The following is a 21,446-nucleotide window of genomic DNA, read 5'->3' on the forward strand; positions in this document are numbered from 1 at the left end:
GGATTGCGTGTGGATAGTTTCTTCTCGTTTTCTTTCCAGGCGTCGACAAGCGCATGCTTTTCGACGCCCGCCTGGCGTCTAGACGGAATCCGCCGCAGAGCCCTCGTCGCGCGAGAGGTTGATGCCCAGCGAGGAGCCGGCCTGATCAAACTCATCGTCGTCGCCGTCGAGCTCCATGGCGCTGCCGTCGGTAGAAAGCACCTCAACGTTGAGGCACAGCGACTGCAGCTCCTTGAGCAACACCTTGAAGGACTCGGGGATGCCCGGATCCGGAATGTTGTCGCCCTTGACGATTGCTTCGTAGACCTTCACGCGGCCGACCACGTCGTCCGACTTGATGGTGAGCAGCTCCTGCAGGGTGTAGGCAGCGCCGTAAGCCTGCATTGCCCACACCTCCATCTCGCCGAAGCGCTGGCCACCGAACTGTGCCTTACCACCCAGCGGCTGCTGGGTAATCATGGAGTATGGGCCAGTGGAGCGGGCGTGAATCTTCTCGTCCACGAGGTGGTGCAGCTTGAGCATGTACATGTAGCCGACCGAGATCGGGTACTTGTACGGCTCGCCCGAGCGACCGTCATACAGCTTGGCCTTGCCGTGCTCATCAACCATGACGTCGCCGTCGCGGTTCGGCTTGGAGTTAGCGAGCAGGCCCGCGATCTCGTCATTGGACGCGCCGTCGAACACCGGCGTTGCGGTGAGCGACTCCGGCGGCACGTCGTAAAGCTTCTCGGGCAGGGTCTCCAGCAGCGCGGCGTTGGCCGGGTCATCCGGGTTCACGGTCCAGCCGGCCTTAGCCAGCCAGCCGAGGTGTACCTCGAGGACCTGGCCAATGTTCATACGACGCGGCACACCGTGGGTGTTCAGGATGATGTCCACCGGGGTGCCGTCCTCCATGAACGGCATGTCTTCGGTCGGCAGGATCTTGCCCACGACACCCTTGTTGCCGTGGCGGCCGGCCATCTTGTCGCCGTCCTGGATCTTGCGCTTCTGCGCCACGTAGACGCGGATCATCTCGTTGACACCCGGGGACAGATCGTCGTCGTCCTCGCGGGAGAAGCGACGCACTGCAATGACCTTGCCGGTCTCGCCGTGCGGCACCTTCAGGGAGGTGTCGCGCACCTCGCGAGCCTTCTCACCGAAAATGGCACGCAGTAGGCGCTCCTCCGGGGTCAGCTCGGTCTCACCCTTCGGGGTGACCTTACCGACCAGGATGTCGCCGTCGCGCACGTCCGCGCCGATGCGGATGATGCCGCGCTCGTCGAGGTCCTTGAGCACGTCCTCGGAGACGTTCGGGATCTCGCGGGTGATCTCCTCGGCACCGAGCTTGGTGTCGCGGGCGTCGATCTCGTGCTCCTCAATGTGCACGGAGGTGAGGATGTCCTCCTCTACCACGCGCTGGTTGAGGATGATGGCGTCCTCGTAGTTGTGGCCTTCCCACGGCATGAACGCGACCAGCAGGTTGCGGCCCAGCGCCATTTCGCCGTCCTTCGTGCCCGGGCCATCGGCGATGACCTGGCCGGCCTCAACGCGCTGGCCAGCGGACACGATCGGGGTCTGGTTGTAGCAGGTGCCCTGGTTCGTGCGGTGGAAGGTGCGCAGCTGCTGGGTATCGCGCGTGCCGTCGTCGCCGAGCACGGTGATGTAGTCGCCCGTGACGGTCTCCACAACACCCGTGAGCGGGGAGATGACGGTATCGCCAGCGTCGTACGCGGCGCGCTGCTCCATGCCGGTGGCCACGTACGGGGCCTCGGCGCGCAGCAGCGGCACAGCCTGCTTCTGCATGTTCGCGCCCATCAGGGCACGGTTCGCATCGTCGTGCTCCAGGAACGGAATCATCGCCGTTGCCACGGACACCATCTGGCGCGGAGAGATGTCGAGGTAGTCGACGCCCTGCGGGCCGACGACGCCGATGTCGCCGTCCTTCAGGCGGACCTCGATACGCTCGCCGGTGAGCTGACCGTCCTTGGTCATCGGGGTGGCCGCCTGCGCGATGGCGTAGCGGTCCTCCTCGTCAGCCGTGAGGTAGTCGATCTGGTCGGTGAGCTGGCCGTTGTCCACCTTGCGGTACGGCGTCTCGATGAACCCGAAGGGGTTGACGCGCGCATACGAGGACAGGGCACCGATCAGGCCAATGTTCGGGCCTTCCGGGGTCTCAATCGGGCACATGCGGCCGTAGTGCGAGGGGTGCACGTCTCGGACCTCAATGCCGGCGCGCTCACGCGAGAGGCCGCCCGGGCCCAGCGCGGAGAGACGACGCTTGTGGGTCAGGCCAGACAGGGAGTTGTTCTGGTCCATGAACTGGGACAGCTGCGAGGTACCGAAGAACTCACGGATCGCCGCGGAGACCGGTCGCACATTGATCAGCGAGGTCGGCGTGATCGACTCTGCGTCCTGGGTGGTCATGCGCTCGCGCACGACGCGCTCCATACGGCTCAAGCCGACGCGGACCTGGTTCTGGATCAGCTCGCCGACGGTACGCAGGCGGCGGTTACCAAAGTGGTCGATGTCGTCGGTGTTGATCGGGATGATCTCGCCGGACGGGGAGGTCATCTCGGTCTCGCCCGCGTGCAGGCGCACGAGGTACTCCAGCGTGGTGGCGATGTCCTCTTCGGTCAGCGTCATCAGGCCCTCGTGGTCACCGCCCAGACCGAGCTTGCGGTTGACCTTGTAGCGGCCCACGCGAGCCAGGTCGTAGCGCTTCGCCTTGAAGAAGGAGTTTTCCAGCAGGGACTGCGCAAGATCGCGCGTCGGCTGCTCGCCCGGGCGCTGCTTGCGGTAAATCTCCAGCAGCGCCTCGTCGGTGTTTGCCACACCGTCGTTCTCCAGGGTGGACATCATGAGCTCGGAGAAGCCGAAGCGCTCCGTAATCTGCTCGGTGGTCCAGCCCAGCGCCTTCAGCAGCACGGTCACCGGCTGACGACGCTTGCGGTCAATGCGCACACCAACGGTGTCGCGCTTGTCCACGTCAAACTCCAGCCACGCACCGCGCGAAGGGATCACCTTCACGGCATGCAGCGGGCGCTCGGTGGACTTATCAATCGTCTCGTCGAAGTAGACGCCCGGGGAACGCACGAGCTGGGAGACGACGACACGCTCGGTGCCGTTAACGATGAAAGTGCCCTTGTCCGTCATCAGCGGGAAATCGCCGATGAACACGGTCTGGGACTTAATCTCCTGCGTGTCGTTGTTAATAAACTCCGCGGTGACGTACAGCGGCGCGGAGTAGTTAATGTCCTTGTCTTTGGCCTCCTCGATGGAGTACTTCGCGTCTTCGAAACGCGGCTCGGACAGCGTCAGGCTCATGTTGCCCGAGTAGTCCTGAATTGGGGAGATCTCGTCGAGGATGTCCTCGAGGCCGCTCTTGACGCGTGCCTCATCCCCGCGCAGCTCCTGCTCGCGCTCACGCCACTCAGGCGTGCCGACAAGCCAAGCAAAAGATTCAAGCTGTACATCAAGAAGACCCGGGACGGTGATCGGCTCTTCGATCTTGGCGAACGAGTAACGTTCGGGGGCCCCGGGAATTTCAGCCATTGACATGGTCTGGTTTGAGACTGCCAAGTTGGGTCCTTCCAGCACCTAAGGCGGAGGCCGCTGTGCCCACTCTGGCTCTGCAGGCAAGCGGCGTTTCCGCTGGGTAAGTTAGCATTTCGGTCTGCTTCAGAAGACCCGCCCCCAGAGATGACAAAATCACCTTATCAAATCAGCACTCGCCGAAATCATTGCTGCCCAAAGGCCCGCTTTTCGACGAGCGCCTCATGCAAGGCGCACGCGCACACTGGAGACGGCTTCCAGCGCAACGACTTAGCCTATAGCACACTTCCACGTTTGTAAAGAGACAACACACCCCCGTGCCATCTTTGCGGCGGAGGAGCGAAGCCGTGCCGTCGAAAAGCTTGCTCTCGCTGCCAGAACCCCTCTGGCGACGCCGCTGCGGGGAAGCCTACCACTACAAGTGGCGGGGAAAACAAACTCGCGGCGCGCGCCTAGCGCTCACGGGCCGGGCGGAACGCCCCGACCAGGCCCAAAAGAGCGATAAGCACGCCCAGAGCAAGCACCGCCCACGTGGCCTTTTGCGAGACTGACTGCGAGTAGACGCGCGACAGCTGCTGCACCATAGCCCCGGTGTCCGCGGGGTCCATCTGCGCGTCGTAGGTAATCACGTTGGTGGGGTGCGCGCCCTCGTTGTCCGCGTAAAAGACGTCAACCTTTTCCTTGATACCCACGACTAGCCCGGAGATCTGGTCGACCTGGTACTCGCGATCTGCGGCGTAATAGCGGAAGGTGCGCACGGTCTCCCCCTCAACCTCAATGGAGCTGGTATTGAAGGCATCCGCGTAGCGCAGCGCGAGGTTCGTGGGCTCGATGTGCTGGGTAAAGGTGTAGACGGTGCGGCCCGCGATCTCATCCTCGCCGGCGAACTGCGCGGGCGCGCCGCCGCGCAGCTGCGGATCAAAGATGGCGTAGTCCTGCCGTTGTACATCCGAGGGCAGCTTCAGCCACGGGGCATCTAACGGCACCTCCACCGGCGGCATGCCCATCACGAAGGCCACCTGTGCGGGCAACGCAACCTCGCCGGTAAGACGGTCGAGCACCATCGACCACGTCGAGGCAGTGACGAGGTTGTCAAAGTCCCGCTCGGCGGTACCGGCACGCAGGGTGTCGCCGATGCGCACGCTGGCCACGTCATCATTGGCGGGGTCCTGGATCTCCATGTGAAGCTGGCGCGTCACCGGGGCGCGCTCCCCCTCGCGCGTGCCGTCCTCATCATGCAGCGTCCAGGTGGTGCGCTCCAGGTCAAGCGGCAAACGCCCATCCCCGAGCAGGAAACGCGGCGCGAGCAGACTGCCGACCACGAGCGCAAGGCCGAGGCCGACAAGGAGCGCGGAAAGGATCCGGGATTTAGGCAGCATGGCCAAAAGTGTAATGGACGCCTGCGCGCACGCCCGAGGGTACGTCGTAAGAACAAGGAAGACAGGTGTAGACGAGAAGGTAGCGCTGAGACCTCACGGCAGACGACCTGAAAATTTTGAAGCAGAGCTTACGTTAAGGAAACTCCCATAAGACCAGGTAAAGCGCATTGGCTACGTATTTTTTACACGAAACGTATTTTTTGCGCGTCCTTTCGGTAGGGATATTTTTGTACATTCCCGCGCTTTTTGTGCGCCCACCTGCACTTTTATGGGCACCCTTTTGGTTCCCTAATATTATTCCATACGTAACTACCCCCGGAGTTTCACCCTCAGGAAACGACACAATGCGCCAAACATAGTGATCAGCAACACTTTCTCCCGCTTGCCACATATACACACGTCCACAAATTACCCCCGCGACACCACTTCACCATTCACACTTGTCTAAGAAATGCTTAATGTGAAATGGCACCCCGTCAGAAAATCTTAAGGAGTATGTGATGACATCCACATCACCGCATCACAGCAAGGGCCGCCGCCGCGGCCTTACCATGCTCGCCGCGTCGATGGCTCTCGCGGTCGGCTCACAAGCTCTTCCCGCCGTCGCCGCACCGGCTGCCGGCTTCTCCCCCGCCGCGCACGCCGCCGAGGCACCGGGCGCAGGCGAGTGGGATCCGGCCAACATCGTTGCCGCCGACGCTATCGCCCCCGGCGAGCGCGTCACTAAAGGCAAGCTGGATGGCAAGCGCAACGTGGTCTGGGGCTATCTCTCCTTCGCTGACCGCGGCACGATGGAGGCCGACGACATGCGCAGCACTTGGCGCGACACCGCCGTGCCCGCAGGCATCGACGTCTACATGCGCTATGACACCGGCGGCGGCAAGATGTCCCGCATTCACAAGGCCACCACGCACACCGATAACCTGGGCAACACCGTCTATGCCTTCACCTTCAAAGACGGAAAGCCAACGCTCGCCGACGGCACGTGGAAGGACGGCTCCGCAGACGTCCAGCTGCTCATTGGCCAGGACAACGTGGCGGACAACCCCGCGATCGGCGAGCCGATGGCCGCGGTGCGCGTCACCCCAGGCGGCGCGTGGTACAGCGGTAGCGTCGCTGACTCGCGCAACATGAACTGGTCCATCCACCCGGTCGCCGTAAACGATGCGCGCGGCCCGATGTGGGGCGAAACCCTGGTCAAGATCTACCAGGTCTCCCCCGCCGCCACCGGACTCAAGAGCCGTCTCACCGCCAACGCAAACAAGGCGATCCCTCGCACCTATTCCGGGCGCGTGTGGAACGACTCGATGAAGGGCAACAACACCGAGAACGTCTGGAAGCGCGATGCATACAACATCAACGTGGACAATGGCGTGCTTTTCGACGGCACCGACACCCCGGCGAAGGGCCACACCGTCTACCAGGCAGTGCCAAACGACGCCGCCTACCAGGCCCTCGACGCCATCCGTCGCGAGACGAACCCGCAGAACAACCGACAGCGCGCCGACATCCAGTCGCGCATGAAGCGCATGGCAGACTACGTGCGCGCAAATCCGGAGAACTTCACCGTCTACTCCGCCAAGGTTAACGACGACGGCACCTACACCCTGCGCTCCTCCTTCGACCAGGCGCGTCACGCCGACTACGTCTACATGTGGGTCGAGGACGGCGAGGGCAACATCAAGACCAACCTGTCCGCCTGGAACACTCCGGAGTTCCGGGCACCGGTGGGTAATGATGTTTACACCGAGGCGGGGCACGCGCAGGCGTCGCTAAGCGATCAGAAGTCCTACCCCAACGGGCACGTGCCGGGCCAGGCGCACCGGCCGAATACTCCCACACCGAATTCCCCACGCCGCGACGGCGGCGGCAACTGGTCGAACGTGCACTTCGCGCTGGCGACGAACCAGGACGGCACCGGCCACACGGTCAAGCCGGGCGAAGAGGACCGCACCCCGGACAACGACGCGAATGATCCGACCTACGGCGACCGCGTGGAAACCCCGCGCGGCACCGACACCGTCGTCGGCCCGCCGAAGAACACCGACGGCACCCCGCTGGCGGACGGTACCTCCTACGAGCAGCACCCATCGTTGCCTGTCACCGGCCCGGACGGCACCAAGCTGCCGGAGTTCCCCGGCACCGTCACCGTTGACCCGGACACCGGCAAGGTCACGGTCAACCCGGATAACGGCGCGCGCGAGGGCGACTACGACATCCCGGTGCTGATCACCTACCCGGACGGCACCACCGACACGGTGAACGTTGAGGTCACCGTCCCGGCGCGCCCCGACACCCCGGGTGGCCCTGACGACCCTGACAAGTCGGATGCAGACACTCACGACCCCTACTACCAGCCAGCCCAGGGCAAGCCTGGTGTGGGCACGAGGGTCGACCAGACCGTGAAGGTGCCGAAGGGCACGAAGTTCGAGCCGACCCTGCCGGAGGGCTGGACCGCCACCGACGCGGACGAGGGCGGCGACTTCACAGTCACCCCGGCGAAGAACGCGCGCCCGGGCAAGGTCAACATCCCGGTCCTGGTCACCTACCCGGACGGCTCCCAGGAGACGGTCATCGCGCCGTTTACCGTGCTGCCGCTGGATGCGGACGAGAACGATCCGCGTTACGAGGATGCGGTGACCCCGCCCGGCGAGTCGACCATAATCGCCCCACCGAAGAATCCGGACGGCTCTGACCTGCCGGACGACACGACCTTCGCGCCTGGCGACAACGATGTCCCGGGCACCGTCGAGGTCGACCCGAATACCGGCGAGATCACCGTCACTCCGGATGAGGACGCCACCCCGGGCGACTACGAGATCCCGGTCGAAGTCACCTATCCGGACGGCTCCACCGACACCCCGACCGTCACCATCACTATTCCGGAGGACACCGGCGGCGATGGCGACGGCTCCTCCGACCAAGCCGCCGACAACAACCCGGGCTACGGCACGACCGAGGGCGCGGCGGGCAAGGAGACCAAGGTCTCCCAGGACGGCGACCGCGAGCTGCCGGAGGGCACGAAGATCACCGTCGCTGACGCGCCGGAGGGCTGGACCTTCGGCAAGCCGAACGAGGTCGGCGACTTCACCGTCACCCCGGATGCCGACGCGCTCGACGGCACCCGCGTGACCATCCCGGTCCTCTTCACCTACCCGGACGGCACGAGCGACAGGGCGGACGCCATCTTCATCGTCTCCAACGACGCCGGCGCGAACGACCCCTCCTACAAGGAGACCGAGGCACCGCGCGGCAAGGAGACGCTTGTCGACGCCCCCACCAACCCGGACGGCTCCACGCTGCCCAAGGACACCACCTTCACCCCTGGCGTAAGCGATGACCCTGACTTCCCGGGCAAGGTCGAGATCGACCCGAACACCGGCGAGGTCACGCTGACCCCAGATGAGGACGCCACCCCGGGCGACTACCGTATCCCGGTCGAGGTGACCTACCCGGACGGCACGCAGGAGACCATCGACGTGCCGGTCCGCGTCCCGGACGACGCCACCGTCACTCCGCCTGGCGATGGCGGCGATGGAGGCGACGGTTCCGATGATGGCGACGGCGGTTCCGACGACGGCTCCACGGACGCCGCTGACAATGACCCGGCCTACACCCCCGCGAGCGGACCGGCCGGCAGCGCGACCGAGCTGAAGCAGGACGGCGACCGCGAGCTGCCGGAAGGCACCAAGTTCGTCCTGCCGAAGGCACCGGCCGGCTGGAGCTTCGGCGAGCCCAACGAGCACGGCGACTTCACCGTCACCCCGCCGGAGTCCGCCCTGCCAGGTACCTCCATGACCATCCCTGTGACCGTGGAGTACCCGGATGGTTCTCGCGAGGTCGTGGACGCGCAGTTCGAGGTCGTCGGCTCGAGCGACGATGCGAAGGACAACGATCCCATCTACCCGGACGACACCAAGGTGAAGCCGGGCGAGACGGAGAAGATCGACCCGCCGCGTAACCCGGACGGCTCTGGTCTGCCGGACGACACCAAGTTTGAGAAGGACGACTCGGATCTCCCGGGCACCGTCGAGGTCAACCCGGATACCGGTGAGATCACGGTCACCCCGAACGAGGATGCCAAGCCTGGTGATTACAAAGTGATCGTCGAGATCACCTACCCGGACGGCTCCACCGACACCGTTGAGGTGCCCGTCAAGGTGATCCCTGACGACAAGGGCACGGATACCACCTCGGATGCGGACAACAACACGCCTGGCTACGAGAACCGGGAAGGCCCGGCGGGCACGCCGGTCAAGTTCACGCAGTCCGGCGATCGCGAACTGCCAGAGGGCACGAAGTTCGTCTTCCCGCGCTTCCCCTCCGGCTGGAGCATCGAGGGCGATGCGGCAACTGGTGACTTCACCATCACCTCCCCGAAAGACACGCCGAACGGTACCGAGGTGAAGATCCCGATCATCGTGTCCTACCCGGACGGTTCCAACGCCTCGCTCACCCCGGTGCTCAAGGTCACCAGCACCTCGCCTGGCTCCGACGAGAACCCGGGTACGCCTGGCGACGGTGGCAACGGTAACGACGGCGGTAATGACGGTGGTGACTCCAACGACCGCGAGAAGAACGACCCCACCTACGGTGATGATCGCACGGAAACCCCGCGCGAGAAGGACACCGTAATCGAGGGTCCGAAGAACAAGGACGGCACGGACCTGCCAGACGGTACGACCTTCAAGCCGGGCGAGCACGATTTCCCGGGCAAGGTCGAGGTCGACCCGGGTACCGGTAAGGTCACGGTCACCCCGGACAAGGACGCTAAGGGCGGCAACTACGACATCCCAGTCGTGGTGACGTACCCGGATGGTTCCAGCGTGACCATCACCGTCCCGGTCCGAGTCCCGCCGAAGGCAGGCAACGGCACGGAGGTCGAGGTCGCACCTGGCGACACCGTCATCATCGGCGGCGACGTCGACCCGAAGGATCTGCAGATCCGCTTCCCCGACGGTTCGGTCAAGGACATCTCCGAGCTGGACCCGACCAGGGATAAGAACGGTGACATCATCATCACCATCCCGAAGGATTGGGCCGACGGCACCTACATCGTCGAGACCAAGGATGGCACCCGCGTGGTTGTTCTGAAGGTCCGCAGCCCCCAGACCGGCGGTGGCGAGATCAAGACTGGCTCCTCCGAGCTGAGCGAGCGCTGCGTCGCAGGTCTCGCAGGTGTTGGTATCCCGCTGCTCCTGCTGATCCCGCTGGGCGTGGCCACCCAGGTTGCGATCCCGGGCCTGGAGGACTTCCGCGCCCAGGCTGGCAAGGCAATCGAGCAGGTCAACACCCAGATCCAGCAGCAGATGGGCATCTTCAATGAGCAGCTCGCTCAAGCGCTGGGTAAGAACTTCCCGGCCCGCGAGCTCGGTACAGCCGCAGCTGGCCTGGCGATCACGCTACTCGGTCTGCTCATCGCCGACCAGATCGCCCAGGCTTGTGCCCCGGGCTACGACGGGCTGAGCTCCAAGATTAGCGGCGGCGAAGGTGACAAGGCGCAAGGGTCTTCCACGCAAGGGTCTTCCACTAAGGAGGACGCGAAGAAGAACGAGGAGGATGAAAGCTAGTCCCTTGTAGCGGCACAAGGTTCACTACGGCACACCCCTGCACGGTCGTTGCGACGACCGGGCGGGGGTTCTGTCGTGTGTGCAGCAGGCAACTCGCCCGCTAGTTCATCAGCACTGCGATTGCGTCGCCACGTTCAGCCGCTGCCGCGTAGATCGTAGCTAGCTCCCCTACCGCATACGAGTCTTCCATCGTCCCAAGGTCGATAGCATCAAGCAGGGACGAAAGCTTTTCGACGTCACCCGGCTCGTTGCCCCGCAGTCCATCCGTTTCCTGCTGCGGATCCAAGTCGACGCCCCCATACACAATCGCCGCCGCAGCATCTTCACCGACGAGTTCGACCAGCACCCGGTGCGTCGCGCCGTACAGCTTATCGATATCTGCAACCGGGTACGTTTCTTCCTCCATCGCATCACACACTGTGTCTGCACGGGTCTCAGCATCAGCGGAAAGAAGCGACGAATACTCTCCCGCCGGCATCGACACATAGATCGGAATAGGACCACTCACCCCGTCATCAGCCAACGACTCCGACTCGACCGAAGTCTCAGCCGCGACCTTGTTATCTGAAGCAGCCAGCATCCGGTCGAGAGCGCCATCAAGATACTTGTTTTTGCCCCGGAAGCGCGATGTCGCCAACCATTGCAGCTCCGGAGCTTCACGAAAGAACTTCTTCCGCACCCCTGTTTGGATCACCACGGATTGTTGTCCTGCGATCGTGTCTGACTCAATCCGCAGCAGCCTGTCGAGTTGGTCAATATTGGATGCCGACATCACCTCACACAAAATGGTCAGATCGAAATTCAGTACCGCGTCCAGCTCAGGACCCATCTCCTCGTCTTTGAGCCGCTCCATTTCATCGACCACATAGCTAATGTCGGGGTATTTCACCCCGAGCCCCGGAAAACACCCAAAGAGATAGCGAGCTAGTGGATCATCAAACGATCGCTCCGCCAGCGGACGGACTCCCTCACGAATCGCGTTGAGCTCAGTCCGACTTGCATGCTCTTTGAGTTGGTCGAACAGACTCATACTCGCATCCGGGTCAAGCATGTTTGCCAATTCAGGATTGACTTCCTCCACCACCCGCAGAATCTCACCGCGAGCAGCCTCCGCCTGGTTCTTCCGATCCAGCTTCACGAACATGTCCGTAACTCCTCACCTGTGAAAGTCTCAACTACAGATCGAAAACGTGACTGACTCACGCGATACCGTAGGGCGAGCGGAAAATCGATGAGTCACTCTCAAGCGCGGCGAAAACCTTCCCAACCGCGAATTCCACTTCCGCCTCGCAGTACAGCGCTCACAGGTTGCCAGGGTACCGAATAGTCTTCGAATTCGAAGGCTAAACCGAGTGCTACCTGGCCTGAGCACCCGCTCCTCAGCGGTAAGGGAACTGCACTCCTGCACCCCCCAAACACGCGAAACCCCCGCTCCCCGGTGTAAATACCGGCGGCGGGGGTAGCGTCGAGAAGCGAAAGGCTCTTACTTGAGGGAGACCTTTGCGCCAGCCTCCTCGAGCTTAGCCTTAGCAGCCTCAGCGTCGTCCTTGGAAGCGCCCTCGAGGATGGCCTTCGGTGCACCCTCGACCATTTCCTTAGCGTCCTTCAGGCCCAGGCCGGAGACGATCTCGCGGACAGCCTTAATGACACCGATCTTCTTCGCGCCAGCGTCCTCGAGAACGACGTCAAACTCGTCCTTCTCCTCAGCAGCGGCAGCGTCGCCAGCAGCGCCCGGAGCAGCAGCAACAGCAGCAACCGGTGCAGCAGCGGTGACGTCGAAGACCTCCTCGAATTCCTTCAGGAACTCGGAAAGCTCGATGAGGGTCATTTCCTTGAACTGCTCAATGAGCTCGTCCTTAGACAGCTTAGCCATGGTGGCATCCTTTCTGTTGGTGGGCGTTTCCGCCCGAATGTTTGGTGTGTGTAGTTAGTTCGCGTTATGCGGCGTCGTCCTGCTTGTCCTGCAGTGCAGCGACAAGGCGGGCCGTCTTGGACGCCGGAGCCTGGAACAGGCCGGCGGCCTTTGCCAAGGAGCCCTCGAAGGCACCAGCGAGCTTTGCAAGAGTGGTCTCGCGGTTGTCCATCTCGGCGATGGCGTCAACCTGAGCAGCGTCGATGGCTTTGCCATCCATGTAGCCGCCCTTGATCACGAATGCGTCGTGATCCTTGTTGAACTTCTTCATGACCTTCGCAGCGTCGACTGCCTCGCCCTTGATGAAGGCGACAGCGGTCGGGCCGACAAGAAGATCGTCGAGACCCTCGATGCCCTGCTCGTTAGCAGCGATCTTGATGAGGGTGTTCTTGGCGACGTGGTATTCGACGTCGAAGCCGAGCTCACCGCGGAGTTCCTGCAGCTGACCAACGGTCAGGCCACGGTACTCAGTCAGCACGATCGAGCTAGCTGCCTCGAACTTCTCCTTCAGAACCTTTAGCTCCTGCTCGTTCTTCGGGTTAGCCATGTACACACGCCTCCTTCCAATTCTTCATGTCCTTCAATCCGCCCGGGACACAAAAAGTGCCCCGTGCAGAAGCACGAGGCACCTGAAAGGCAAGCCACGTTCCTCCTGCGTGGGTCGATCCCTGGAGTGGGATACCTTCGACTCCGCGTGACGCAGAGTGACCGACGGTCTTCGGTGAAACTTGAGCGCGGGTTTGCACCCGTTCAAACTTCGTGTCGTAGCTTAGCTGGTTGTGGGCGCTGATTCCAAATCGCGGTTGCCTGGTTTGCACTGATGACTGTTTTCGTTTTTGCGCGAAACAGTCATCAGCGAGTTTTCGGCCTTTTCCGGCTTCCTCGACCTGGGCTTTTGCGCGGCAGTTTTCGCTGATGACTGTTTTTGAGATTTTGCAAAACAGTCATCAGCGATTCTGTTCACCCGAAGCATGCCGGAGCATCTTCGCTGCCGCGGCAAACAGCACGATCCCACCCAGCAGCGCCATCAGCCCCACGCCCAGGATCAGTCCGCCCCAGAACCCGCCGGCGGTGATCCCCTGCGCGGCCATAATCTGCTGCGCATCCGCGTCATCCTCGGCCGCGTGCAAACTGTTGGGGTCAGTCCCGTCAAAGGAGGACACAATTCCGCCGCCAGCAGCTGCAGTGCTTGTCGATGCCGCAGACGTCGCCGCCTTTGTCGCCCGTTTCCCACTCGCGGTCGCACTCGGTTTCGCCTGCGCAGTCTTCTTTACCTGGCCAGAAGATTTCTTCTGCGCCGTCGGCTTCGCGTGCTCCGCTGGTTTTTCCTGCGCCTGCGCCCGGCGCGCAGTCTGCGTCGCAGACTTTTGCTCGGCAGGACGCTGCACAGGGCGCTGTGTCGCGCGCTGCTCGGTTGGCCGCGCAGTAGCGGTAGTCCGCGGTCCAGCAGTCTGCGTCGCAGACTCCGCCTTTCCGCTGCGGCCCAGCAGGTGCGCGAAGAAAGGCCCAGCCTTCTCACCAAACGAGGCGAATTCCTTATCTATATCGCGGATGCCCTTTGCCAGCGCACCCAGCCAGGAATCGGGCTCGCCGGAATCCGTGGCAGAAGACGCGCCGCAGTTATCCAGGTCAACACCTTCCAGCGCCGCGTACCCATTCGAGGCATACTCCTTGGCCTGTTGCACTGCGTCATCACCAACAGCAAAGGTGGCAGTGAGGTCCTTGGAGAACGGTGCCCCCGCGGCATCGGTGCCGGCGAACGTGAAGGTCGCAGCGTAGAACCCTGCTTTTGTAAAACCGAAAGCCTGGTGATCGTGATCGTTTAGTCCGTACTCCAGGGTGCGCGAACTGTCGCCGGAGTCGAGCTCTAGCTTCGCCCCTCCAACGCCTTCGTGCCAGGTGTAGATCCGCCCCGGACCGCGCACATCCCGCATGGTCACGGTGATTTTGCTGCCCTGCTGCAGGCTGTCCCCCGACAGGCGCGTGGTGGAAAAGCCGAGCCACGGCAGCCCTTTCACCTGTGCTTGCGGTAGCACCCACATAGATTCGGGCTCGCCTGGAAAGGTGCTGCGGAAGTTTGCGGGGATCTCTGTTTTCGCGGGATCGGGGACCTCGAAGAGGAAGGTTCCGGAGTCACGCGGGGTTGGCGCGCGGGGGTCGCTGTCGTCGATGAGTTTCGCGGCGATACCGCCCTCGTCCACCAGGCCCATATCCATATGCCCCGTACTAATCAGCGCCGAGGGTTTGGTGTGCAGCGCGCTCGCGGCTTCGCAGCGCGCGTCGGGCGCCGGTTTCGGGGAGGTGGGCGGCGCAGGCTCGGCAGAAGTAGACGGCGCGGGCTCAGCTGGAGCAGGCGGCGCGGGCTCGGCTGGAGCAGGCGGCACCGACGGCACTGACGGCTCAGTAGGCGCAGGCTCAACAGACGTAGAAGGCTCGGCCGGTTCCCCCGCGTCTCCGCCGACGTAGTGCTTCACCTCACGCAGCTCGGTGGTGGTGCCGTCGGCAAGGCCTACGTCGCTGTCGTCGCCGACGAGCCAGTATTGGGTTATGGGGTCGGTGAGCTGGCTCGTGCCGTCGTCAAGCACTGCCCTGCCTTGCCACGTCATGGCGTAGATGCCGGGTTTGCTGAATGTCCAGTTGAAGTGGCCGTGCCCGCCGACCTCGTACTCGATGCTCTGGGCGGCGGGGTCGGCGCTGTTGAAGAGGATTTCCGCAGGCGAGATGGCATTTTTGAAGAAGATCTGGACATCACCCGGCCCCTCCATTTCGGTCAGGTCGAAGTACATCAGGTCGTCCTTATAGTTGGACGGGATGGTCTCCGGGTCGCCCTCGTGGGCGGGGTCGAAGGCACCGATGCCGGACCAGATGGGCCGCCAGTTGTCGCTCCAGTCCACGGACTGCGGGGCGATCCAGACGCTTTCGCCCGGGGTACCGAGGAAGTCGAGGGAGCCGTCGTCGGGGATCTGAATGCGGGAGACCTCGTTGCCTTCTGCGTCGGCGTCGCGCGGCAGGCGGAAGCAGATGGAATCCTGGTCCACGACCTGCTGCCCGTCCACTGCCATGACTTTGAGCTCATCGGCGACACTGGTGCCGTAGAGCGCGTCGTTGTGCGAGTGGTAGAGCAGCTTGCGGCCCGCGCACGGGTGGGTCTTCCCCTCCCATTCCGTGTCGGCGGGCAGGTCGACGCCAAAGCCCACATCGCCGGGAACGTGCCCGGTGTCGGTCAGCTCGGCGGCGAAAGCTACCGGAGCGCTAACCACAACAAGCACCGCTGCGGTGACGAGTCTCAAAGAGCGCATCTAGACGGTCTCCTTCCGGATGGTGCGCAGCACGCCGCGCCGCGGGGCGAACAGCCAGCTCAGCCCGAAGATGGCGGTCACGCACAGGACAATCGTGGCGCCAGTGGGCGAGTCGAAAGACCACGCGAGCCACACACCAAGCACGCTTCCCGCAACCCCGATGAGCGCGGCGAGCAGCATCATGGTTTCCAGGTTGTCGGTAAACAGCCGAGCGGCAGAAGCGGGCGTGACCAAAAGCGCGATGACCAGGATGTTGCCGATGGTCTGCACGGACACCACCACCGCGGCCGTCACGCACAAATACAGCGCCAGGTCCAGCGTGGCAACCGGCAGGTGCATCGCGCGGGCGGTCTCGCGGTCGAGCGCCACCGCGGTCAGCCACGGCCGCAGCGCCACCATCAGCGCGATGATCAGTGCCCCGGTGATCCCGCTGACCGCGAGGTCGCGGGGGCTTACGCCAGTCAGGGAGCCAAAAAGAAAGGCGCTTAGCGACGCCGTGTAGCCCTCCACCCGCGAAATAATGACCAACCCCAGCGCGAAGGCTGCCGCGAACACGATGCCGATGATCGCGTCCTCTTTAATCGTTCTGCGCTGCGACAACACCGCGATCAGGATCGCCACCAGCGCCCCGGCCACAGCCCCGCCGAGCAAGACGGAGGCGTGCAGCGCAAAGGCGACGGCCACGCCCGGGAAGACGGCGTGCGCGACCGCGTCGCCGATAAACGCCATGCCGCGCAGCACCACGAAACAGCCGACCACGGCGCACAGCACCGAGGCGCACACCGCCGCGGCCAGCGCGCGTGGCAGAAACGCCAGCTGGGGGTTGGCCACGTCGGCAAGGAATTGCAGAAAACCGATCTCAAGCACTGGCGGCCTCCCGCACGTGTGTCTGAAGCGCGGCCAGCCATGGCGAATCCGGGCCGACGCCGAAGGTGTCCATCCATGCCTCTCGTTCGGTGAGCGCGTGCGGCGCGGCGTCGGCGACGATGCCGCGGTTGAACAGCACAAGGCGGTCGCAGGCGTCGACGGCCTCGACGATGTTGTGGGTAGACATCACGATCGCGATGCCCTGGTCGGCCAGTTCGCGGAATAGCCCCAGGAGTTGTTCGGTGGACGGGATGTCGAGGCCGGTAAACGGCTCGTCGAGAAGCAGTGCCTTGGGCTTGCGCACCAGGGCGCGGGCGACGAGCACGCGCTGGCGCTGGCCGCCGGAGAGATCCGCGATGGGGCGGCGGGCCAGCTCAGCGAGGTTCACGCACTCGAGCGCCTCGGCGACCGCCGCCCGCGTGTCCGCGCCCGCGCGCTTGTACCAAGGCCGCAGGTCCAGGGTGGCGTTTTCCACGGCAGAGGCGACGTCGATGGGAAAGTCCCAGGCCACGTCGTGGCGCTGCGGGACGTAGCCAACGCGCTTGCGCACCTGCCGACCCCGCGCACCAGCGACACTCACGGTACCGCGCGCACCCGGGATGAGCCCGAGAATGGCGCGCAGCAGTGTCGTTTTGCCCGCGCCGTTCGGGCCGATGAGGCCGACGAACTCGCCGCGGCCAATGCGCAGATCAACCCCGCGCATCACGCTGCGGCCCGGGTAGCCGGCGTCGAGCCCTTCCACCTGGATCAATGCTGCTTCGCTCACTTACTCCCTCCCCTTCCGCGCGCGCACGAGCAGCAACGCAATAAGTGCGATGACCAGCACGCCGACACCAAGCGCGACGAGCAGCCCGGTGTACTGACCGCCTGCCTGCGTCTCTTCCTCCGCCGCGGCCTCCCCGCCACGGAAGGGGCCTGCAAACGTGGCGGCACGCGCCTGCGCCGGATCGGTGCCGTCGCCTACCGCCACGCGCACGACCTGCTCATCGGTATGTGTCACGCCCTCGTTGTCTTTGACGACCGCGCGAACGCCGACCAGATGGACGCCGGGCTCAGTGAAGACCCAGTTGGCGTGGGTGTGTGTGTTCGGCTCCACCCACATCGGCTGGGTGCCGTCGACCTGTGAGGTCCACAGCAGTTGCGGCTCGTGGAACCCGCCGGGTTGCAGGAACAGGGAAAACTCGCCTTCGCCCTCGTGTCCGCCGAACTCCAGGCTCACCCCGTTGGAGGAGCGCTCGAGCAACGACGGCGCCTGCGCGTTCCAGCCCAGCCAGGGCACGCCTTGTACCTCGGTCTGCGGTATCACCCACACGTCCTCGCCCGCGCCCGCGCCGGTGAAGTCGAAATCCCCGGTCTCGGGCAGGGTCTGCTTCGCGGCGTCGGAGACCTGCAACACTACGTCGTCAAGCTCGCGCCACACGGGCGGTTCCTGCGAATCGTCGCGCGCGAGCATGGTGAGTTCGCCGTCGACGAACATCGTGCCAAGATCGACGTGACCTGCGCTAATGACAGCATCGCCGTGGGCGATCTGCTCGTCACCACTGACAGTCTGCTGCAGCGCCGGATCTGTCTGCGCGCCAGCCGCGGGCGCAAGCGCAATCGCCGCCGCCAGGAGCATCGTTTGCATTTTCATTTAAGGTTTCCTTTCACTCAAGCATTTGCTTATCGACGCCGCGTTTTCCTCCACGAGGCGCACATACGTCCCCGCCGGCCCCGCTCCCGGCGGGTCGAGCGTGTCCCCGCGGATCGGACACACTTCGATGCCCAACTGCGCCGCGGTCTCGGTGAGCACGCTGCTCGCGCCCGCGACCTGCGGCTCCAAAAAGACCGCGGGTACGCGCAGGTTTTCCAGCGTGCGGGTAAAGGCGATGACGTCGCGGGGGCTCGGCTCCACACTCGGGTTCGGGGTGACGAAGCCTGCGATCCGCAGCCCGTAGGCCTCGCCCAGATACGAGTAGCCGTGGTGGGTGGTGACCAGGTTGCGGTTGGCTTCCGGGATCTGCGCCACGGCCTGGCGCATCACCTCGTCCGCGCGGTCCAGCTCCTCTAGGTATGCGTCCGTGTTGCGCGCGTAGTCGGCCGCGTGCGCAGGATCCGCGCTGCTCAGCGTGTCGCGGACGACCTTGACCACCGCCTGCATGGCACGCACGTCGTGCCAGAAGTGCGGGTCCAACTCGCCGTGGACGTGGTTGCCCAGCACCGCCTGCGGAAGCAGGTAGGTCTCGCCGCCGGGATCGCCGAGGAAGCGGAAGGCACGCTCGGGCGGAACCGGCTGCAGCGTCGTGGTCGGCACCGCGATCACCGCGTCGGCCGGGTCCACATCACCCAGGTCGTCGTGGCGCAGGGTGAGGTGGGCTTTCCCATCGTGGTAGACGGTGGTGATGTCTACGTGCCCCTGGTCCAGCACTGTCTTGCCCGGCGCTACCTGGGCGGGGTCCTGGCCCACCACCACGGTGAAGGTGTCCTCCGCGCTGCCGCGGACTTCCTCGTCAGCGACCGCGTCGCGGACCTCGCCGCGCAACGTGAACTCGTAGACCCCGGGAGCGGAGAAGGCCCAGCTGACGTGGGTGTGGGCGTCGACAGGCAGCGTGGTCGCGTCGCGCGAATCGATGCCGTCGTGCGAATCGAAGACCACCTCCGGAGTGCCGAAGGTGCCGAGGATGAAGGCGAAGATATCGCCTGGGCCGTCGGCACTCACAAGCGAAAGCTCCGTGATGCCGGTGACGGGCAGTTCCTTGCCCGTATCTACGCGCAGACCCAGCCACACGGTGTCCAGGCTGGCATCCTCGACCAGGCGGATCGGCGAAAAGCCGTAGCGCTGCGCCTGCTCAGCGACCTCCACCACGGGGGTGTCCTCGGCTGCTGTGGCGTCGATGGTGTGGGTCAGCGACTGCGGTTCCAGCAGCAGACCGTTGGTGAAGACGGCGTCGGCGTACGCGATGTCGCGGGTGGCGTGCAGGCTCGGCTCGTAGGTGTGCGGGTCCACGCCCGCGCCGATGAGCGGCGTGACCTCGGCGTGCTCCCCGCCGACGTTTTCCACTACGTCCGCGAGGATGGAGGTCGACGCCACCACGCGGAGCTTGTCCGTCTCAGGTGTGCCGGTGGCCGGACTGCACGCGCTGAGTGCGAGGGCGGCGGCGATTGCGGCTGCGTGTATCGGCTTCACTGGTCGACCCCGAATGCTGCGAGCAGCCGACGGCGCAGCGCCGTGTCCAGGCACAACATGCCACCGCCGAAGACGAGGATGCCCAGGCCGAGCACCGCGATCGGCAGCGTCATCACGGTCGTGCCGGTCTCGGCGAGCGCGCCGTTGCGGGTACTGGTGGTGCCGGCGTTATCACCGGTGCCTGCGTTGCCTGCGCCGCTCGCGCTGCCTGCGCTGCCTGCGCCGCCTGCAGTACCCGCCGCGTGCGTTTCACCGCAGTCCCCCTCCGCGTCGTAGACGGAGCCGAAGTCGAAGTGCCCGTCGTCAGCATTGCCGGTGCCTCCCACCTCGAAGGTGAGCGTCGCGGTACCGCTGAGCTCGCCGCCGTCCTTGGCGGTAGCGGTGTGGCGGATTCCTACGTGGTAGGTGCCCGGGGCGCTGAAGACCCAGTTGGGGTGGACGTGCGAGTTCGCCGGGATGGTGTGGCTGCCCTGCGCGCTGCCGTTCTCAGCGCGGAACCACTCCTCGCCCACGATTGCACCCAGTCCGCCCTGGGTAAAGACGAACATGCTGCCGGGTCCGTCGAAGCTGGTTACCTCCCAGGTCACGTCACCCGTGGTGTGCTCGAGAAGCGACTCGTGCTGCGTATTCGCACCCAACCAAGGGACCCCGGCCTGCTGAGTTGCGCCGATCATCCAGGCTTTGCCAGCCGGGATCGGCCCAACCGCCTCGGGCAGCTCAGTCTGCGCGGCCTCCCCGAGTCCGAAAACCATGTCGGCCGGGTCATTCCAGGTGGCCGGCACCTGGCGATCGTCTTTGACCTGCGGGCGCAGCCCCGGCTTGCACGCTGCGGTTTCCGTCTTCTGCACGGTTTCCTGCGCGACCTCGTTCGCGTGCTCTTCTACCTGGAGCTCAGGCGCGTCGGTCTCCGCCAGCGTCCCCATTCCCGCCGCCTCAGCCTGCTCACCAACGCGCCAGGTGTACGTCGCTTCGTTCGACGTCGCGCCATCCGCGTGCGCCACCACGCGCATGGTGTACGTGCCGGGCTGAGTAAAGAGCCAGTTCGCGTGTGCATGGGCGGGCGCATCCTGGTGGATCTTCTCGCCAGCGGTGACCTCGAGCGCACCGCTTGCAAGCACCGGGCCAATGCCACCGAGGCCCTGCGTCTGGAAGAGATACACGGACCCCGGGCCGTCGATCTCAAGGAACTCGATATCAATGTCGTTGGAGCCCGCGAGCGCCTGCGTATCCCAGCCGGGCCAGAGCAGATCCGCCTGCTGAGTCTGCGGCAGAAAGTAGCCGACTTCACCGATGCCCTCCAGGGAGGCAGTTTCCTCCGTGTATGCGTGCTCACCCACCACGAGCTCCACATCCTCCGGCGCATGACGCACGTGCGTGCCGGTGACGTCCTCCTGCAGGCTCAGCGCAACTGTGTCGCCATCTGGATGCACCGCGAACGCGTCCACGTGGCCCGTCTCCAGGGTCAGTTCGGCCGCGGCGGCGCGCGGCACGGTGAGCACTAGGACAAGGATCGCCATTATCGACGCCAACACGCGCCGCACATCTCCAAAAGTTTGCACCTAATGAACACTATTTTCATTAAGTGCGTGAGGCAAATCGCCAGGCACACAGGTTGTTCCCAGACTAATTCCGCACGTGCGGAACCTTGGGATGATTCCAGCCTGGGTACCGGCGTACCGGCGGCCCCAAACGTTGCGCCGGGCGATGCCCCAAATGGAGCTA

Annotated in this window: 12 protein-coding genes; 1 reads left to right on the forward strand and 11 read right to left on the reverse strand. The window is 64.3% G+C overall.

Annotated elements, in window-relative coordinates:
• Positions 1–78: 78 nt before the first annotated feature.
• Both HMPREF2990_RS06450 and HMPREF2990_RS06455 read right to left on the reverse strand, forming a co-directional pair.
• Positions 79–3,576: a DNA-directed RNA polymerase subunit beta gene (locus HMPREF2990_RS06450; RefSeq protein WP_070763333.1), complete on the reverse strand. Its 3,498-nt coding sequence runs from the start codon at positions 3,574–3,576 to the stop codon at positions 79–81.
• Positions 3,577–3,983: 407 nt separating this feature from the next.
• Complete coding sequence (locus HMPREF2990_RS06455) at positions 3,984–4,910, reverse strand: cell envelope lipid trafficking protein PgfA (RefSeq protein ID WP_070763335.1); 927 nt, start codon at positions 4,908–4,910, stop codon at positions 3,984–3,986.
• A 500-nt stretch (positions 4,911–5,410) separates the two neighbouring features.
• Here HMPREF2990_RS06455 and HMPREF2990_RS06460 point away from each other — a divergent pair, with 500 nt between their 5' ends.
• Positions 5,411–10,480, forward strand: a complete 5,070-nt coding sequence (locus tag HMPREF2990_RS06460; protein ID WP_070763337.1) for a Rib/alpha-like domain-containing protein — start codon at positions 5,411–5,413, stop codon at positions 10,478–10,480.
• A gap of 100 nt (positions 10,481–10,580) precedes the next feature.
• Here the strand turns inward: HMPREF2990_RS06460 and HMPREF2990_RS06465 are convergent, their stop codons facing one another.
• From HMPREF2990_RS06465 to HMPREF2990_RS06505, 9 genes are all read right to left on the reverse strand, one after another.
• Entirely contained in the window at positions 10,581–11,624 is a 1,044-nt protein-coding gene (locus HMPREF2990_RS06465) for a DUF1877 family protein (RefSeq protein WP_070763339.1), read from the reverse strand.
• Positions 11,625–11,963: 339 nt separating this feature from the next.
• Positions 11,964–12,353: a 50S ribosomal protein L7/L12 gene (gene rplL, locus HMPREF2990_RS06470; RefSeq protein ID WP_070763341.1), complete on the reverse strand. Its 390-nt coding sequence runs from the start codon at positions 12,351–12,353 to the stop codon at positions 11,964–11,966.
• Between the two features lie 64 nt (positions 12,354–12,417).
• On the reverse strand, positions 12,418–12,939 hold the full coding sequence (rplJ, locus tag HMPREF2990_RS06475; RefSeq protein ID WP_070763343.1) for a 50S ribosomal protein L10: 522 nt from the start codon (positions 12,937–12,939) through the stop codon (positions 12,418–12,420).
• A 400-nt stretch (positions 12,940–13,339) separates the two neighbouring features.
• Positions 13,340–15,691: a choice-of-anchor M domain-containing protein gene (locus HMPREF2990_RS06480; RefSeq protein WP_070763345.1), complete on the reverse strand. Its 2,352-nt coding sequence runs from the start codon at positions 15,689–15,691 to the stop codon at positions 13,340–13,342.
• Positions 15,692–16,558 (reverse strand): anchored repeat-type ABC transporter permease subunit, encoded by an 867-nt coding sequence (locus tag HMPREF2990_RS06485; protein WP_083317039.1) that lies wholly within the window; start codon positions 16,556–16,558, stop codon positions 15,692–15,694.
• Positions 16,551–17,324 carry an anchored repeat-type ABC transporter ATP-binding subunit gene (locus HMPREF2990_RS06490; protein WP_070763347.1) on the reverse strand — a complete coding sequence of 258 codons (774 nt, stop codon included), beginning with the start codon at positions 17,322–17,324 and terminating at the stop codon, positions 16,551–16,553. Before HMPREF2990_RS06490 ends, HMPREF2990_RS06485 begins: the two co-directional genes overlap by 8 nt.
• Positions 17,325–18,191, reverse strand: a complete 867-nt coding sequence (locus HMPREF2990_RS06495) for a choice-of-anchor M domain-containing protein (protein WP_070763349.1) — start codon at positions 18,189–18,191, stop codon at positions 17,325–17,327.
• Entirely contained in the window at positions 18,192–19,724 is a 1,533-nt protein-coding gene (locus HMPREF2990_RS06500) for an anchored repeat ABC transporter, substrate-binding protein (protein WP_246817469.1), read from the reverse strand.
• Entirely contained in the window at positions 19,721–21,283 is a 1,563-nt protein-coding gene (locus tag HMPREF2990_RS06505) for a TIGR03773 family transporter-associated surface protein (protein WP_070763350.1), read from the reverse strand. Before HMPREF2990_RS06505 ends, HMPREF2990_RS06500 begins: the two co-directional genes overlap by 4 nt.
• Between the last annotated feature and the right edge of the window lie 163 nt (positions 21,284–21,446).

The sequence above is a fragment of the Corynebacterium sp. HMSC071B10 genome (genome assembly GCF_001814825.1).
GTDB lineage: Bacteria > Actinomycetota > Actinomycetes > Mycobacteriales > Mycobacteriaceae > Corynebacterium.